The 16,351-nt window shown below is 64.5% G+C and carries 18 protein-coding genes and 1 tRNA gene; 7 read left to right on the top strand and 12 right to left on the bottom strand.

The window, feature by feature from the left end; genetic code table 11:
- Positions 1–13 precede the first annotated feature (13 nt).
- The 4 genes from rlmH to HYH08_RS35975 form a co-directional block, all read right to left on the bottom strand.
- Positions 14–496 carry a 23S rRNA (pseudouridine(1915)-N(3))-methyltransferase RlmH gene (gene rlmH, locus HYH08_RS35990; protein ID WP_220014555.1) on the bottom strand — a complete coding sequence of 161 codons (483 nt, stop codon included), beginning with the start codon at positions 494–496 and terminating at the stop codon, positions 14–16.
- Between the two features lie 92 nt (positions 497–588).
- Positions 589–960 carry a ribosome silencing factor gene (gene rsfS / locus HYH08_RS35985; protein WP_220014554.1) on the bottom strand — a complete coding sequence of 124 codons (372 nt, stop codon included), beginning with the start codon at positions 958–960 and terminating at the stop codon, positions 589–591.
- 199 nt (positions 961–1,159) lie between these two features.
- Positions 1,160–1,804, bottom strand: a complete 645-nt coding sequence (locus HYH08_RS35980) for a nicotinate-nucleotide adenylyltransferase (RefSeq protein WP_220014553.1) — start codon at positions 1,802–1,804, stop codon at positions 1,160–1,162.
- Positions 1,805–1,827: 23 nt separating this feature from the next.
- A complete protein-coding gene (locus tag HYH08_RS35975; protein ID WP_220014552.1) occupies positions 1,828–3,123 on the bottom strand; it encodes a glutamate-5-semialdehyde dehydrogenase in 1,296 nt (431 codons plus the stop codon).
- Between the two features lie 191 nt (positions 3,124–3,314).
- Here HYH08_RS35975 and HYH08_RS35970 point away from each other — a divergent pair, with 191 nt between their 5' ends.
- Complete coding sequence (locus HYH08_RS35970) at positions 3,315–3,593, top strand: type II toxin-antitoxin system ParD family antitoxin (protein ID WP_220014551.1); 279 nt, start codon at positions 3,315–3,317, stop codon at positions 3,591–3,593.
- A complete protein-coding gene (locus HYH08_RS35965) occupies positions 3,583–3,879 on the top strand; it encodes a type II toxin-antitoxin system RelE/ParE family toxin (protein ID WP_220014550.1) in 297 nt (98 codons plus the stop codon). Before HYH08_RS35970 ends, HYH08_RS35965 begins: the two co-directional genes overlap by 11 nt.
- A gap of 17 nt (positions 3,880–3,896) precedes the next feature.
- Here the strand turns inward: HYH08_RS35965 and proB are convergent, their stop codons facing one another.
- On the bottom strand, positions 3,897–5,018 hold the full coding sequence (proB, locus tag HYH08_RS35960) for a glutamate 5-kinase (protein WP_220014549.1): 1,122 nt from the start codon (positions 5,016–5,018) through the stop codon (positions 3,897–3,899).
- Between the two features lie 201 nt (positions 5,019–5,219).
- Here proB and HYH08_RS35955 point away from each other — a divergent pair, with 201 nt between their 5' ends.
- On the top strand, positions 5,220–6,185 hold the full coding sequence (locus tag HYH08_RS35955) for a Bug family tripartite tricarboxylate transporter substrate binding protein (RefSeq protein ID WP_220014548.1): 966 nt from the start codon (positions 5,220–5,222) through the stop codon (positions 6,183–6,185).
- Positions 6,186–6,320: 135 nt separating this feature from the next.
- On the opposite strand, the gene HYH08_RS35950 is transcribed toward HYH08_RS35955, so the two are convergent.
- Entirely contained in the window at positions 6,321–7,955 is a 1,635-nt protein-coding gene (locus HYH08_RS35950; RefSeq protein ID WP_220014547.1) for an alkaline phosphatase family protein, read from the bottom strand.
- A gap of 196 nt (positions 7,956–8,151) precedes the next feature.
- Positions 8,152–9,192 carry a GTPase ObgE gene (gene obgE, locus HYH08_RS35945; RefSeq protein ID WP_220014546.1) on the bottom strand — a complete coding sequence of 347 codons (1,041 nt, stop codon included), beginning with the start codon at positions 9,190–9,192 and terminating at the stop codon, positions 8,152–8,154.
- Positions 9,193–9,349: 157 nt separating this feature from the next.
- Here obgE and HYH08_RS35940 point away from each other — a divergent pair, with 157 nt between their 5' ends.
- Positions 9,350–10,324 (top strand): ABC transporter substrate-binding protein, encoded by a 975-nt coding sequence (locus tag HYH08_RS35940; protein ID WP_220014545.1) that lies wholly within the window; start codon positions 9,350–9,352, stop codon positions 10,322–10,324.
- A 2-nt stretch (positions 10,325–10,326) separates the two neighbouring features.
- Here the strand turns inward: HYH08_RS35940 and HYH08_RS35935 are convergent, their stop codons facing one another.
- Positions 10,327–10,806, bottom strand: coding sequence for a MaoC family dehydratase (locus tag HYH08_RS35935; protein WP_220014544.1), 480 nt, complete (start codon positions 10,804–10,806; stop codon positions 10,327–10,329).
- 189 nt (positions 10,807–10,995) lie between these two features.
- Between HYH08_RS35935 and HYH08_RS35930 the strand changes: the two genes are divergently transcribed.
- On the top strand, positions 10,996–11,910 hold the full coding sequence (locus HYH08_RS35930; protein ID WP_220014543.1) for a DMT family transporter: 915 nt from the start codon (positions 10,996–10,998) through the stop codon (positions 11,908–11,910).
- Between the two features lie 3 nt (positions 11,911–11,913).
- Here the strand turns inward: HYH08_RS35930 and HYH08_RS35925 are convergent, their stop codons facing one another.
- From HYH08_RS35925 to rplU, 3 genes are all read right to left on the bottom strand, one after another.
- A complete protein-coding gene (locus tag HYH08_RS35925; protein WP_220014542.1) occupies positions 11,914–12,507 on the bottom strand; it encodes a GNAT family N-acetyltransferase in 594 nt (197 codons plus the stop codon).
- A 156-nt stretch (positions 12,508–12,663) separates the two neighbouring features.
- Positions 12,664–12,933 carry a 50S ribosomal protein L27 gene (rpmA, locus tag HYH08_RS35920; RefSeq protein WP_008137923.1) on the bottom strand — a complete coding sequence of 90 codons (270 nt, stop codon included), beginning with the start codon at positions 12,931–12,933 and terminating at the stop codon, positions 12,664–12,666.
- 104 nt (positions 12,934–13,037) lie between these two features.
- Positions 13,038–13,424: a 50S ribosomal protein L21 gene (rplU, locus tag HYH08_RS35915; protein ID WP_220014541.1), complete on the bottom strand. Its 387-nt coding sequence runs from the start codon at positions 13,422–13,424 to the stop codon at positions 13,038–13,040.
- 320 nt (positions 13,425–13,744) lie between these two features.
- On the opposite strand from rplU, the gene HYH08_RS35910 reads away from it, so the two are divergent.
- Positions 13,745–14,872: an ROK family protein gene (locus tag HYH08_RS35910; protein ID WP_220014540.1), complete on the top strand. Its 1,128-nt coding sequence runs from the start codon at positions 13,745–13,747 to the stop codon at positions 14,870–14,872.
- A gap of 382 nt (positions 14,873–15,254) precedes the next feature.
- Here HYH08_RS35910 and HYH08_RS35905 read toward each other — a convergent pair whose 3' ends face one another.
- Positions 15,255–16,118: an alpha/beta fold hydrolase gene (locus tag HYH08_RS35905; protein WP_220014539.1), complete on the bottom strand. Its 864-nt coding sequence runs from the start codon at positions 16,116–16,118 to the stop codon at positions 15,255–15,257.
- Positions 16,119–16,256: 138 nt separating this feature from the next.
- Here HYH08_RS35905 and HYH08_RS35900 point away from each other — a divergent pair.
- A tRNA-Ser gene (locus HYH08_RS35900) sits at positions 16,257–16,346 on the top strand.
- The last annotated feature ends 5 nt before the right edge of the window (positions 16,347–16,351 follow it).

Raw genomic sequence — 16,351 nt, 5'->3', positions numbered from 1 at the left:
GTTGTGGCGCGTATCACGCGCGGTGATAGGGATGGCCGGCCAGAATGGTGGCGGCCCGATACAGCTGTTCCAGAAGCATGACGCGGACCATTTGGTGCGGCCAGGTCGCAGAGCCGAACGCGATCGCGAGCTTGGCCTTACGGCGCAATTCGGGCGAAAGTCCGTCCGCCCCTCCGATCACGAAGATAGTATGTCCGGCACCCTCGTCGCGCCAGCGTCCGAGATGCCGTGCGAATACGGTGGACTCGAGATTCTGGCCGCGCTCGTCCATCGCCACCAGAATCGATTTGTCAGGGATATGCGCGGAGATCGCCGCGGCCTCCTCGCTCATCCGGGTCGCCGCGTCGCGCGCGCGGCTCTCGGGAATCTCATGGATGCTGAGCTCGCGGAATCCGAGCTTGCGGCCGGCTTCGTCGAACCGCTCGAAATAGCGGTCGGCAAGCTCCCGTTCGGGGCCCTGCTTCAGCCGGCCCACCGCAATGACAGCAACACGCATGTATTTTCAGGGTCGCGTTTTCAAGACCGCGCGCAGTTTGCGCGCGCACGACGCTAGCATGCGCGTCAGCCGATTCGAAATCGACCTCTCGCCTAGATCACCTTCGCCGCGACCGCTTTCGCAGCCCCTGGACCCTGCGTGTACAACCGCTCGAGGTTGTAGAACTCGCGGACTTCGGGCCGGAACACGTGCACGATCACATCGCCGGAATCGATCAGCACCCAGTCGCAATTGGGCAAGCCCTCGACATGGATGTTCTTGATGCCGTTTTCCTTGAGGCCCTTGGCGACGTTCTCCGCGATCGCGCCAACGTGCCGGTTCACCCGGCCGGTGGTGACGATCATGTAGTCGGAGTATGCCGATTTGCCGCGAAGGTCGATGGTGACCGTCTCTTCCGCCTTCATGTCCTCGAGGCGGGAGAGGATCAGGCTCAGCGTCTTGTCGGCGTCGGGTTGCGCCTGCAAGGCCGCAGCTTTGGTCGATGTTTTACGCGCCGGTTTTGCCTTGGGTAAAACAGACTCAGTCTTGGACAATACAGATGTGGTCAGGGACCATTCCTTTCACTGTATCGCGAGCGCCGAATCCAGCACCCGCTGGTTACACTACATCATGTGGGGTTAAGGGTTTCAATATGCCAGAGAGCCCTTCGCCGCACAGTCTGTCTCACTTCGTACCTTTCCAGCTCCCGTCCGGGTTCCGCAGGCCCGTCGAGGACAGGTTCAGCTTCAATCCGGTGAGGAAGACCCAGGCCGGCGCCGGCTGATCCGCAAGCAGCGCTGCCTTATTCTCAGGCAAACGGTAGCGCGAAAGCGCCTTGGCGGCGGGGGAGGCAAGGGCGCGAAAACTCTGCGGCGGGCGATCGATGACCGCAATCGGCACCTGGCCGGCGATGCGCCGCCAGTCCTGCCAACGGTGGAATTGAGCGAGGTTGTCGGCGCCCATAATCCAGACAAAGCGCAGGCCCGGGAAGCGGCGGCGCAAGGTGTTGATCGTGTCGATAGTATAGCGGGTGCGAATGACGGATTCGAGACAGCTGACCTCGATCCTGGGGTCGTCGGCAACGTCGCGCGCAGCCTGCATGCGCTCGCCGAGTTCATGCAGATTGCCGTTCTCCTTAAGCGGATTGCCGGGGGTCACCAGCCACCAGACGCGATCGAGCTGCAATCGCTTGAGCGCGAATTGACTGATCGCACGATGCGCCTGATGCGGCGGATTGAACGAGCCGCCGAGCAAGCCGATCCGCATGCCCGGCGTGTGGGGCGGGACCGCTTGCGCCACGAAACGCGGCACGACGAAATTGTTGCTCAATGCCCCACGCCTTACGACGTTACTTACGGTCGCGTCTGCCCGGTGCCGTGAACGCGATACTTGAAGCTGGTGAGTTGCTCGGCGCCGACAGGGCCGCGGGCGTGGAAGCGGCCGGTGGCGATGCCGATCTCGGCACCGAACCCGAACTCGCCGCCGTCGGCGAACTGCGTCGAGGCGTTGTGCAGCACGATCGCGGAATCGACCTCGCTGAGGAATCGCTTCGCAACAGCTTGGTCCTCGCTGACGATCGCGTCGGTGTGCTGCGAGCCGTGGGTCTGAATGTGCGCGATCGCGCCGTCGACGCCGTCGACCACCTTGGCGGCGATGATCGCGTCGAGATATTCGGTGTCCCAATCCTCGTCATTTGCAGGCTTTACGCGCGCATCGGTCTTCTGCACGGCATCGTCGCCGCGGACCTCGCAGCCGGCATCCAGCAGCATCTCGATCAGCGGCTTCAGGTTCTGAGCCGCGGCAGCGCGATCCACCAGCAGCGTCTCGGCCGCCCCGCAGACGCCGGTGCGGCGCATCTTGGCGTTGAGCACGATCGATTTTGCCATGGCGAGGTCGGCGCTGGCATCGACATAGACGTGGTTGACGCCTTCGAGATGCGCGAACACGGGCACGCGCGCCTCCTGCTCGACGCGTGCGACGAGGCTCTTGCCACCGCGCGGGACGATCACGTCGATGGCACCGTTGAGGCCGGACAGCATCATGCCGACCGCCGCGCGGTCGCGCGTCGGCACCAGCGTGATCGCAGCTTCGGGCAGGCCGGCTTCGCGCAGGCCCTGCACAAGGCATTCGTGGATCGCACGGCAGGAACGGAAACTGTCGGAGCCCCCGCGCAGGATCACGGCATTGCCCGACTTCAGGCACAGCACGCCGGCATCGGCCGCAACGTTCGGGCGGCTCTCGAAGATCACGCCGACGACGCCGAGCGGCACGCGCACGCGTTCGATCGTCATGCCGTTCGGCCGCTGCCAGCTCTCGGTGACCACGCCGATCGGATCTTTGATGCCGCGCACGATGGCGATGCCCTCGGCCATCGACTCCACGCGCGCCGGCGTCAGCGTCAGGCGGTCGATGAAGGAGGCGATCATCGTGCCAGATGCCTTGGCGTCGGCAACGTCCTCGGCATTGGCGGCAAGGATCGCTGCGGAGTTCGCGCGGATCGCCCGCTCCATGGCCTCCAGCGCCCGGTTCTTCTGCTCCGGCGGCGCCAGGGCCAGGACGCGCGCAGCGGCGCGGGCACGGGCGGCGAGATCGGACATCAGCGCCTGAAGATCGGCAGTGCCGTCAACGGCTTTCAGAGGGGCGGCCATGGGTTTTCAACCTTTGCTAAGGCGGTGTCCTAGCACGGAAATCCCGCTTTTGCGAAGGGCGGGCAGGGTATGGCAGGGATCCGGCTGGCGCCACCGGTTCGGCCAATGGCCTGGCTAGGGGCGTGGCCCGATCGATCCTTGCCGAATGGGCAAATATCAATAAGTATCATTATCTGATAATGGAGCCGTCCATGGCGAGCAGCTACAGCATTGGCAAGCATTTCGAGGACTTGATCGACAATCTGGTCGAGAGCGGCCGCTATGCTACTGCGAGCGAGGTCATGCGAGAGGGGCTTCGCCTTGTCGAGGAGCGCGAAGAGCGGCGCAAGCTCAAGCTGGAGGCGCTGCGGGAGGAGATCCAGAAGGGTTTTGACAGCGGGCCGATGGAAGAGGTCGATGTCCAGGAATGGATGAACGACATCAAGGCGCGGGGACGGCGGCGATCGGCCGCGCGCAAACGTGGCGAATAGATTCCGCAAAGCTCCCCAAGCCAACACCGATCTCGATTCGATTTGGGATTTCATTGCTTCGGACAGCATTCGGGCTGCCGAGAAGCAGATCGGGCGCATCGGTGAGATTTTCGAGATGCTGGTGGAGAACCCGCTGGCCGGAAGAGAGCGACGAGAACTGCGAGCGGGCTTGCGCAGCTTCCCTGTCGGCAACTACGTGATTTTCTATATCCCGTTGCCCGATGGCGTGGAGATCGTCCGAGTGATGCACGGCCGGCAGGATGTCGCCTCTGACGACATGCAGTAGATGAGCGCCTGCTTGAACTACCCGCCCACCACCAGATCATCGCGGTGGATCATCTCCGCCCGCCCGCTGATGCCGAGGATGGTCATCACATCAGGAGACGATCGGCCCTTGATACGTTCGGCATCGTCGGCGTCGTAGGCGATCAGGCCGCGGCCGATCTCGCTGGTATCCGGGCCGCGCACGATCACGGCGTCGCCGCGGGCGAACTGGCCCTCGACCTTGATCACGCCGGCCGGCAGCAGGCTGGCGCCGGCACGCAGTGCCGTCACGGCGCCGGCATCGATGGTCAGCGTGCCCTTCGGCTCCAGCGTACCCGCGATCCAGCGTTTGCGCGAGGTGATGGGGTTGGCGGGCGTCAGGAACCAGGTGCAGCGGCCGCCATCGGCGATCGCCTGCAGGGGATGCTCGATCTTGCCGGAGGCGATCAGCATATGGGTGCCGCCGGTCGTGGCGATCTTGGCGGCCTCGACCTTGGTGCGCATGCCGCCGCGCGACAGCTCGGACTCGGCGTCGCCTGCGACAGCCTCGATTTCCGAGGAGATGGTGTCGACGACGGGAATGAGCTTTGCGTTCGGATTGTTCTTCGGCGGGGCGTCGTAGAGCCCGTCGATGTCGGAGAGCAGCACGAGCAAGTCCGCGCTCGCCATGGTGGCGACGCGCGCGGCGAGGCGGTCATTGTCGCCGTAGCGGATTTCAGTGGTGGCGACCGTGTCGTTCTCGTTGATGACGGGGATCGCGCGCCACTCCAGCAGCTTGCCGATGGTCGAGCGGGCGTTGAGATAACGGCGGCGCTCCTCTGTGTCCTGCAGCGTCACCAGGATCTGGCCGGCGTCGATGTCGTGCGCGCCGAGCACCTCGGACCAGATCCGCGCCAGCGCGATCTGGCCGACGGCGGCGGCGGCCTGGCTCTCCTCGAGCTTCAGCGGGCCGCGCGGCAGCTTGAGCCGGCTGCGGCCGAGCGCGATCGAGCCCGAGGACACCACCAGCACGTCGCGGCCTTCCTTGTGCAGCTTCGCCATGTCGTCGGCGAGCGCGGCGAGCCAGGACGCCCGCACCTCGCCCCTATCGGAATCGACCAGCAGTGCGGAGCCGACCTTGACGACGATGCGGCGGAATTGGCTGAGTTCGGGGCTGGCCATGTGTTTAGGTTTTGGCGCTAACGGGACGGGTGCACGGGAAACGGCGGAGCGACAGGCAGCGCCGATGAGGCCTGCTTTTGCAGCAGGACGATGGCCGGCGCAAGGCGGCCCGAATGGTAAACGGCACCCATGTCGGCCTTGTGTCGCGCGTCAGCCTGGCTCTAATGGCTGCCAATGACAAAGGGCTGGAAGAGGAAACGAATGGACCGCCGTAAATTCATGGCCGGATGTATGGGTCTGCCGTTGCTGGCGCAGGCAAGCCGGGCGCAAGCGCAGGCCGGGCTGACCAAGATCATCTTCCCGTTCGCGGCCGGCGCCGGCGGCGACACGTTGTGCCGGCTGATCGCGCAGGAAATTTCTCCGGTGCTGCAACGGACCATCGTGGTCGAGAACCGCACCGGCGGTGATGGTCTGATCGGCATCAAATCGGTGAAGGGCGCCAGCCCCGACGGCAGCATGGTGCTGGTGACGACGGGGCCGACCATGTACCTGCTGCCGATGGTCGAGACGACACCGAGCTTCGATACGGCGAAAGATTTCATGCCGGTGTCGCTGCTGGCCCGGTTCGAATTTGCCGTCGTGATCGGGCCGGGTGTCGATGCCGCCGATTTCAAGGGATTCGTCACCTGGTTGAAGGCGCATCCAGACAAGACCTCGTTCGGCGTGCCCAGCAACGGCACCATCCCGCACTTCGCCGGCTCGAAGCTGGAGAAGGATCTCGGCATTCCCCTGACCCGCGTGCCCTATCGCGGCAGCGCGCCGATCCTCAACGATCTCATCGGCGGCCACATCTCTTTCGGGATCACCACGCTGGCGGATGCGCTGCCGCAGCATCGCGCCAGGGGCGTGAAGATCGTTGGGGTCAGCAGTGCGGAGCGTTCGCCGTTCGCGCCTGATGTTCCGACGCTGAAGGAGAGCGGCATCGATCTCGTTGCCGATGCCTGGTACGGCATGTGGCTTCCCGCCGGCAGCCCGCCGGAGTTTGCGAGCAAGCTGGGAGCTGCCGCAAGCGCCGCGCTCGCCAAGCCCGAGGTGAAGGAGAAGCTCACGGCGATCGGGCTGATCCCGGTCGGCAGCAGCGCCGATGGGCTGTCGAAAGAGCTCGCCGCGAACACGGCGTTCTGGCAGCCGATCGTGAAGGCGACGGGATACAAGATCGAGAATTAGCGCTCGCTCGCGCTTCACCCTCCGCCGTCATGGCCGGGCTTGACCCGGCCATCCACGCGTCACCGCGATTGAAGGAAAACGTGGATGCCCGGGTCAAGCCCGGGCATCTCGAGTAGAGAGGCTCGCCCCACTCACTCACATCTTCGCGCGTTGCGCGATGCCGTCCTTGATCGCGGCAAGCTCGGCTTCATCCCAGATGCCGATCAGGACCCCGCCCTTCACCTGGAGCTGATTGTCCGCATAGGCCGCGATCTTCTCGCGCGGCGTGGTGATGTGGTCGTTCGGATGCAGCGCCCAGTCGAACAGTTCGGCCTGGAGCCGCGCGATAGTCCCGGCGCAATCAGGGTCTTCGCCGCGATCGACATATTCCAGCGGATCGGTTTCGAGGTCATACAGCATCGGGCGGAAGCCGGAGGCGTGGATGTATTTCCAGCGGCCGTCGAACACCATGAACAGGCGGCAGCGCTCGATCGGCTGGTTCAGCTTCAGCCGCACGTCCTGCATGGCGTAGTCATATTCGGAGAACGCGACCTTGCGCCAATCCGGCGGGGTTGCGCCGCGCAACAGCGGCAGCAGCGAGCGTCCCTCGAGAATGTGGCCCGGCACCTTGCCGCCGAAATAATCGACGAAAGTCGGCGCGAGATCGATGCCTTCCACCAGTGCGTCGCTGCGCGTGCCGCGCGTGGCGTCGGCTTCCACGGAAGGATCGATGATGATCAGCGGAATCTTTGCCGACTGCTCGTGGAACAGATCCTTCTCGCCCATCCAGTGATCGCCGAGATAGTCGCCGTGATCGGAGGTGAACACGATCATTGTGGTGTCGAGCAGGCCGCGCGCCTCCAGAAACTTCATCAGCACGCCCATCTGGTCGTCGATCTGGCTGATCAGGCCCATATAGGTCGGGATCACCTTCTCCCGCGCCTCGTCGCGCGCCATGTTGCGGGAGTAGCGCATGTCCATATAGGCGCCGAACACCGGATGGGGATTTTGTCGCTCGCGCTCCGAGCGGATCACCGGGATCATGTCCGATATCGAATACATGCTCGCATAGGGTTCGGGCGCGATGTAGGGCCAGTGCGGCTTGATGTAGGACAGATGCAGGCACCACGGCCGGCCATCAGTCTCGGCCTCGCTGATGAAATCCATTGCGCGCCGCGTCATATAGGGCGTCTCGGAATGCTCGTCCGGCACGCGCGCGGCCTTGTCGGCATGCACCAGCAGCCAGCCGTTCTGTAGCGAGCCGTCTTCAGCCGCGCCTGAGTTCGCCCAATGCTCCCAGGGATTGGTCGCCTCAAAGCCTTGGCTACGCAGATACTCGTCGTATTTCGGTCGCGGCCGCCCCGAGGGATGCAGGCCGTCGTCGCGCTCATAGGGCTCGAACCCGCATTCGGCGACATGCACGCCGATCATCGACTCCGGCGGGATGCCCAGCGCCTTCATGCCTTCGAGATCGGGCGCCATGTGGGTCTTGCCGACCAGCACGTTGCGCACGCCGATCTTCTTCAGGTGATCGCCCAGCGTGGGCTCGCCGACGCGCAGCGGCCAGCCGTTCCAGTGCGAGCCGTGCGAGCGCATGTAGCGGCCGGTGTAGAACGACATCCGTGACGGGCCGCAGATCGGCGATTGCACATAGGCCTTGCTGAACAGCACGCCTCGCTTCGCCATCGCGTCGATGTTCGGCGTCTTCAGCGTGGGATGGCCGGTGCAGCCGAGATAATCATAGCGAAGCTGGTCGCACATGATCCAGAGAACGTTCTTCGCGCGCGCCATGCTTATCGCTCCAGTCATCGTTTGCTGGATATTGCGCTATTGATGGCGCGAAGAAAACCTCTCCCATAGGGAGAGGTCGGCGCGTAGCGCCGGGTGAGGGGTTAAGCTCTCTCGTGGGACCTCTCCCCCTCACCCGATTTGCTGCGCAAATCGACCTCTCCCCGCTGGGGAGAGGTGTGGAGAGAGTGTCGCTCGACTACGCCGACCACGGCTCCGCTTCGGCGGCGCTCTTGGCCTTGGCCGACACCGGGGCCTCGCCGATCACATCCACCAGCGCCCGCAATGCTTCCTTCACGCCCTCGCCGGTGACGCCGGAAAGCAGCAGCGGGGTCTTCTTCGCAGCGCGCTTCAGTCGGTCCTTCTGCTTCTTCAGCTCGTCCGGCTCGACGGCGTCGATCTTGTTCAGCGCGACGATCTCGATCTTGTCGGTGAGTTGCCCGCCATAGGCATCGAGCTCCTTGCGCACGGTCTTGTAAGCCTTGCCGGCGTGCTCGCTGGTGGCGTCGACCAGATGCAGCAGCACGCGGCAGCGCTCGACATGGCCGAGAAAGCGGTCGCCGAGGCCGGTGCCCTCATGCGCGCCTTCGATCAGGCCGGGAATGTCGGCGAGCACGAATTCGCGGCCGTCGGCGTTCACGACGCCGAGTTGCGGATGCAGCGTGGTGAAGGGATAGTCGGCGATCTTCGGCCGCGCCGCGCTGACCTTGGAGAGGAAGGTCGACTTGCCGGCATTGGGCATGCCGACCAGGCCGGCGTCTGCAATCAGCTTCAACCGCAGCCAGATCCAGCGCTCCTCGCCCACCTGGCCGGGATTGGCGTTGCGCGGCGCGCGGTTGGTCGACGACTTGAAATGCGCGTTGCCGAAGCCGCCATTGCCGCCCTCGGCGAGAACGAACTTTTCGCCGACCTTGGTGAAGTCGTGGATCAGCGTTTCGCGGTCTTCGTCGAAGATTTGCGTGCCCAAGGGGACCTTCAGCACGATGTTCTTGCCGTTGGCGCCGTGGCGGTCCGAGCCCGAGCCGTTCTCGCCCTTCTGGGCCTTGAAGTGCTGCTGGTAGCGGTAGTCGATCAGCGTGTTGAGGCCGTCGGCGACCTCGACGATCACGTTGCCGCCGCGACCGCCATTGCCGCCGGAGGGACCGCCGAACTCGATGAACTTCTCGCGGCGGAACGCCACGCAGCCGTTCCCGCCGTCACCGGAGCGGATATAGACCTTTGCTTCGTCGAGGAATTTCATGGGCCATAGGTAGGCCAGCAGGGCTGGCGCGGCAACCCGGATGACCCCGCAAATCGGCCGAATCTGCGCGAATTTCGGCCCTTGCTTAACCCGCCGAGGGCGATCGCGCGTCGCCAGGATATGATATAGCGGAACCGGCACAGGGGAGCAGGCGGGAATGCGGCGGCGGGATTTCATCGGGGGCGCCATCTCGGTTGCGGCGCTGTCGCGGGCCCATGCCCAGCCGGCGCGGCCCGTCATCGGTTTTCTGCACGCCGGTTCGGCGGAAGAGAACGTCAAGCGCCTAGCGGCCTTCCGCAGGGGGCTCGCCCGAGGCGGCTTCACCGAGGGAGAGAACGTCGTCGTTGAATACCGGTGGGCCTCGGGTCGGAACGAGGAGCTGCCGGCGCTCGCGGCTGATCTGGTTCGGCGCAATGTCACCCTCATAGCCACGCCGGGAAGCACCGCCGCGGCCGTGGCGGCGCGCAAGGCCACTGCGACGATGCCGATCGTGTTTTCCTCCGGCACCGATCCGGTCGCGCTTGGCCTCGTCGACAGTCTCAACCGCCCCGGCGGCAATGCCACCGGCATCACCTCGCTCAATGCGGAGCTCTCGGCCAAGCGGCTCGGCATTTTTCGCGAACTCGTACCCGGCCTCTCGCGCTGCATTACGCTGGTGAAGCCGGGCTCGGCGCTCGCCGCGCCCTTCGCCGCCGATCTCAAGCGGGCCGCGGCGCCGTTGGGCATGCACGTCGAGGTGCTGAACGCTGATACGGACAACGAGATCGATGCCGCCATCGCGGGCATCGCCGCGGCGCCGGACACGGGGCTTGTGTTCGGCCCGGAAGGATTTTTCTACGTCCATCGCGCCCGCATTGCGGAGCTTGCGCTGCGCCATCGCCTGCCCGCCATTTTCGATGTCCGGGACTATGTCGAGGCCGGCGGACTTGCGAGCTATGGCTCGGATTATTTCAACGTGATGGAGCTCGCCGGCGAATATACCGCACGCGTGCTCAAGGGCGCCCGGCCGGCCGAGTTGCCGGTGCAGCAGGCGATCAAGTTCGAGCTGGTGCTCAACCGCAAGACTGCGACCACCCTGGGTCTTGCGATCTCGCCGACTTTGCTCGGCACCGCCGATGACGTGATCGAATAGCTTTACCCGGGTCGCCTGCGGATCAGGAATTTCTGCATGCCTTCCAGCACCAGCTCCTTGCGCTGGTTGAACACGGTGCTCCTCAGCGTCACTGCGCCCGTGGTGCGGCCCGGCACCAGCTCGGTGACCTCGAGCGCGGGATAGAGGGTGTCGTCGGCGAACACCGGCTTGAGGAACCGGCTCGACTGCTCGAGGAAGCCGACCAGGGAGTCCTCGACCATGAATGGAAACAACCCGGCTCCCGGCGCGGTGTGGATCAGGGTCTGAAAGCCGTGGGCGAGCAGATGCGGCATGCCGCGGCTGCGGCAATATTCCACGTCGTAATGCACCGGATGGGTATCGCCGCTCGCGGTCTGGAAGGCCGCAAACACCGCCGTCGTCTGGGTGCGGCTCGGCAGCACGAAACGTTCGCCGACCACGAAATCCTCAAACCAGCGTTGCGTGGGGATCATGCGATGCCGGGCTGGATCGAAGTCGGTCATGTCTGGCTCTTCTTGTCGAGGCGGTGCCTATCGCTACCGTGATGCGAAGCGTGCGACAATCCGTTCAATTCGGCTGGCGCGGGGTTGCCGCGGCCGTTCACGCCATTAAAACGGCCGCAGGCGACTCTATGCCATTTTCGCAGCGCTCCCTTCGCTCGCAATGACGAGCTCCCGAACTCACGCGTACCGATGCCCTTCTTCAAGAACCTCTCCGCCTATGACGAGCGATCCGCGCGCCTCGCGGGCATCGGGCTCATGGTGCTGTCGATCTTCATGTTCTCGTTCGGCGACGCCATGGGCAAGTTCCTGGTCGGGACCTATTCGGTGGGACAGCTGCTGTTTCTGCGAGGCGGTGCAGCGTTGCTGCTGCTGTCGCCGATGATCTGGCGGCAGCGCGACCTGTTTCTGCATCTGGAGCGGCCGCGGCTCCAGCTCATCCGCGTCACGCTGTCGACCCTGGAGGTCGCCGCTTTCTTCATCGCGACGGTCTATCTGCCGCTTGCCGACGTCATCACTTACTATCTCGCCGGCCCGATCTTCGTCACCGCGATGTCGGCGATCTTCTTGCGCGAAAAGGTCGGCTGGCGGCGCTGGACCGCGATCCTGATCGGCTTCTGCGGCGTCGTGATCGCGCTGCGCCCCTCGGCGCAGACGGTGAGCCTGCCGGCGCTGATCGCGCTCGGCGGGAGTCTTTCCTTCGCAACGCTGATGTTGATCACCCGCAGCCTGCGCAAGACGCCCGACATCGTGATGGCCTCCTCGCAATTCATCGGCACCTTCCTGCTGGGGGCGGTGATGTCGGCCTTCCACTGGGTGCCGCCGACGCCGGGCAGCCTCGTGATCTTCGCGGCCGCTGGGCTGATTTCGGTGACCGCGCTGTTCTGCGTCAACCGCTCGCTGAAGCTTGCGCCGGCGAGCGTGGTGGTGCCGTATCAATATTCGATGATCGTCTGGGCCGTGATCTTCGGCTTTGTCGTGTTCGGCGATGTGCCGTCGATGGCGACCATCGGCGGCGCCGCGATCATCATCGGCGCCGGCTTCTACATCTATCTGCGCGAGCGCGATCTGGGACGGCCGAGCCCGGACGTGAATCCGCCGGCGTAGCCCCTACCTCACCCGTCGCGCACTGCTCCAGCTCTTCAGCGACGACCACACCCCGCGCGAGAGGCGGAAGCAATCGACCGGCGTCGACGAGCCCAGCGCCAGGAAACGATGCAGCTGCACGCCGCTCCACTGGAAGCCGCACTTCTCCAGCACGTTGCGCGAGGCCGGGTTGGTGACGCGCGCGCCTGAATAGAGGTGATCGTCCTCGAACGCCTCGAAGAAGAAATCGATCGCGCCGCGCGCGGCTTCGGTGGCATAGCCCCGGCCCCAATGCTCGACGCCGAGCCAATAGCCGAGCTCGGCATTGCCTGGCGTGGAGCGGTCGATGCCGACCATGCCGACCGGCCCGCTGTCGTGCTCGATCAGGAACACGGTCTCAGCGCCGGGCGCTGAGGTGGCACGGATGAATGCGACGGCGTGGTCTTGAGAATAGGGATGCGGGAGGCGGCGGGTGTTTTCCGCGACACGGCGGTCGTTGGCGAGGTGGGCGATGGCCCTGGCGTCGGCCAGCGTCGGCCGCCGCAAGGTCAGCCGCTCGGTGGCGACGACGCTGGGTCTCGCCTCAGCTAAGGTCACGCTCGAAAAATCCTGCAACATGTCCGGCTCCGTGAGAAGTCACTAAGTCAAAAGTGAGCAAGTCAAACGAAAGGGGAGGCCGGTTTCCCTGCCTCCCCTGGAGCCGTCGATCTTTCGATCTGTTGGACTCCGCCGGTTCGGTCAAGGACCCGGCGGACTCCGAATTTGATCCGCCGTCTATTCAGCCGCCTCTGCAAGCGGGAGCACCGATACGAAGGTGCGGCCGTTGGCTTTGGCCTGGAACGTCACGCGACCCTCGATCTTGGCGAACAGGGTGTGGTCCGTACCCATGCCGACATTGAGGCCCGGGTGCCAGGTGGTGCCGCGCTGACGCGCAATGATGTTGCCGGGAATGACGACTTCCCCGCCGAACGCCTTGATGCCGAGGCGCTTACCCTTGGAATCGCGACCGTTGCGCGATGAACCGCCTGCTTTTTTGTGAGCCATGGCTCGTCTCCGAAATCCTGCGTAGTTCTAGGTCAATTCCTTGACGGAATCATTTCAAAACGTCGCACGCATCAATTCGTGAATTGGCGTGATCGGTCTCAAGCTTACTCGGCAGCTTCCGCGGCCGGCTCCTTCGCAACCTTGTCCTTCTTCGGACGCGGGCCCTTGGTGGGCTTGGCGCCGTCAGCCAGGATCTCGGAGATGCGGAGCACCGTGATCTCGTCGCGATAGCCGCGCTTGCGGCGCGAATTCTTGCGGCGGCGCTTCTTGAACGCGATGACCTTGGGGCCGCGCTTGTGGTCGAGCACCTCGACCGCAACGGACGCACCGGCGACCGTCGGAACGCCCAGCACCGGGGTGTCACCGCCGAGCACCAGCACTTCATTCAACTGCACGATCGAGCCGACTTCGCCTTCGATCTTGCCAACTTCGAGAACATCATCCGGCACGACGCGGTATTGCTTGCCGCCGGTTTTGATGACTGCGAACATCGTTTTTTCTCCGTGTTCAATCCCGGCCTCGCGACGGATCGTCGTGGGCCGGCTTTTTGCCAGTCGCTATGGGTTATTTGCGAGTCTTGTGCGGGCGGGAGCTATCCCTTTGAAAACCCACGCAAAAACAAGCGGCGCGAGAAACGCCCCGCGCCGGTTGTGGGACTTATAGCCGCGACACACGAAGAGTCAAGGAAAACTGCCGGAATTTGAAGGATTTGGCCGTCCGCCGGGCCGACATCGAATCCCGGCCCGCGTTGCAACCAACGGGTTCCCGCGCCGTTAGTCCGGCCGGAACAGATCTAGCGGGCAGGGTTTTCATGGCAACGGACGAACTGGTCAAGACGACGACGGGCATCGCCACCCACGGCGCGGAGCGGCTGCCGTCGGTGGACATCGACAGTTTCAACATCGAGCTGAAGGACGAGGACGGTTTTCTCGGCGACCGCGCCAGCAAGGGCGCGTTTCGCGAGATTCTCGACCGCTGGCGCAAGCCGCTGCGCAAGTCGGGTGAGGACCCGTTCGGCAAGGAGCCGTCGGAGGACATCAGCAAGAAGACGCTGGACGCCATCCTGATCGGCGATGATGTCGAGGCCTCCGCGGTGGTGCATAGCGCCATCGAGGATTTCGCCCAGGAGCTCGCTCACGTCACCCGCCGCTTCCTCAAGACCAAGGCCTGGGCCAAGACCGAGCGCATCGTGGTCGGCGGCGGTTTTCGCGATTCCCGGCTCGGCGAACTCGCGATCGCGCGCACCGAGATCATCCTGAAGTCCGAGGATTTCAAGATCGATCTGCAGCCGATCCGTCATCATCCGGATGAGGCCGCTCTGGTCGGCGCGCTGCATCTGGCGCCGTCCTGGATCTTCGAGGCTCATGACAGCATCCTCGCGGTCGATATCGGCGGCACAAACATTCGCTGCGGCCTGGTCGAAACCGGCTGGAAGAAGGCGAAGGACCTGTCGAAGGCCAGGGTCGTGAAATCCGAGCTGTGGCGTCATGCCGACGACGAGCCGACCCGCGAAGGCGCGGTGAAGCGGCTGACCAAGATGCTGAAGGGCCTGATCACCGAGGCCGAGACCGACGGTTACAAGCTCGCGCCTTTCATCGGCATCGCCTGTCCCGGCGTGATCAACGCGGACGGCTCGATCGAGAAGGGTGCGCAGAACCTGCCGGGCAATTGGGAGAGCAGCAAGTTCAACCTGCCGGCGAGCCTGATCGAGGGCATCCCCGAGATCGGCGAGCACGACACCGCCATCCTGATGCACAATGACGGCGTGGTTCAGGGCCTCTCGGAAGTGCCGTTCATGCAGGATGTCGACCGCTGGGGCGTGCTCACCATCGGCACCGGACTCGGCAACGCCCGCTTCACCAATCGCCGCAAGGAGAACGGAAAAGACCGGGATTCTGCGGAGAACGGGAAGAAAAAGAGCAAGGCGGACAAGGAGTAACCTTGTCTGGTTAGGTTAAGGAGCGGATTGCGTTGCGGCGCCCTCGCCGCACGCTAGGGTCGAACCGTCGCCTCACCTGACCAGCGAAGCCGCCCTTCCTGGCCAGAGTTTCAATGAGCGGCACCGGGACCGCCAGTGTTTACCGCGTCTGGCGGTCCCACCCGTTTTCTTGCTTCGCCTCTCCCGCTTGCGGGAGAGGCCGACGCCCCCCGGGCGATGCGAAGCATCGTCCGCGCGCGGCGGGTGAGGGTTCTTTCCTCTTGGGGATTGTCCCGTTGCGGAGAGACCCCCACCCCAGCCCTCCCCCGCAAGCGGGAGAGGGAGCCCAGCGCCGAATGCCGCTGCGACTTGGCTCAATCTCATCGCGGCTATCCCCCGCCGCTCACCCCCAACCAATCCGCTGAAAAAACCCCGCGATCTCGCTTGCACCGCGATCCGGATCCTCCCGATGCGGGAAGTGCCCGACATTCGGAAACATCTTCAGATCGAGATCGCCAAACGTCTCGCCGAGCCGGTCGGTCCAGGCATAGGGAAACAGCGGATCGTGCTCGGCCCAGCGCACGCAGGTCGGCACATCGATCGGCGGCAGCGCTGGCGCTTCGCCCTTCATCATCGCGACCCGCCCGGCATGCGAGGCCCGATAATGCGCAAAGCCGCCGGCGAGGTTGCCCGGTTTGAAGTAGTTGTCGGCGAAGGCGTCGAGGACATCGTCGAACGCGTCCTTGCGATGCGCCCAGCCTTTCAGGAAGTGGCCGATATAGAGCCGGCAAGTCTCGCGGCTCGCCCCGACCAGCGCAGGCGCCATCTCCATCTGGTGAAAGGACTGATACCAGATGTGGTTGAGCCGATCGGGTGCCGCCATGCGCGGCCCGATCCCGGGATAGACGAAATCGAACAAGAACAGCCCGGCCAGCCGCTCGGGCGCCTTCCGCGCCAGCGGCTGCATCACGGCCCCGCCGACGTCATGGCCGACCACGCCGAATCGGTCGATGCCGAGCCCCTCCATCAGCGCCAGCATGTCGGCGGCATGGCCGTCCGGCCCGAAAACCCCGTCCGGCTTGTCGCTGTCGCCGAAGCCGCGCAGATCGGGCGCGATCAGCATGAACCGGTCGGCCAGCCGCCCCATCACCGGCTCCCAGGTCAGCCAGAATTCCGGCCAGCCATGCAGCAAAAGCAGCGGTTTTCCGGCCCCGGCGCGGGCCACATGGAATTTGGCGCCGTTGGCTTCGATGGTGAGGTGCTCCATGGGCGGTTCCTTTCGAAAGCTGGTGCGGGGCTGACAGAGGCAGCGGATTTTCCCCTTTCGCGCCTTGTCTGGCCGGCGATCCTCGCCTATTAGAGCCCCCAACCACAGGGGCCGCAGCTCCTATCGATGGCGCCTTCAGGAGAGGTGGCAGAGTGGTTGAATGCACCGCACTCGAAATGCGGCATAGGTGCAAGCCTATCGGGGGTTCGAATCCCTCCCTCTCCGCCAGGTCA

Source organism: Bradyrhizobium sp. BR 10289 (assembly GCF_019455385.1).
Classification (GTDB): domain Bacteria; phylum Pseudomonadota; class Alphaproteobacteria; order Rhizobiales; family Xanthobacteraceae; genus Bradyrhizobium.
The sequence above is the reverse complement of the archived record's forward strand: the minus strand, read 5'-3'. Positions and strand labels throughout refer to the sequence as shown.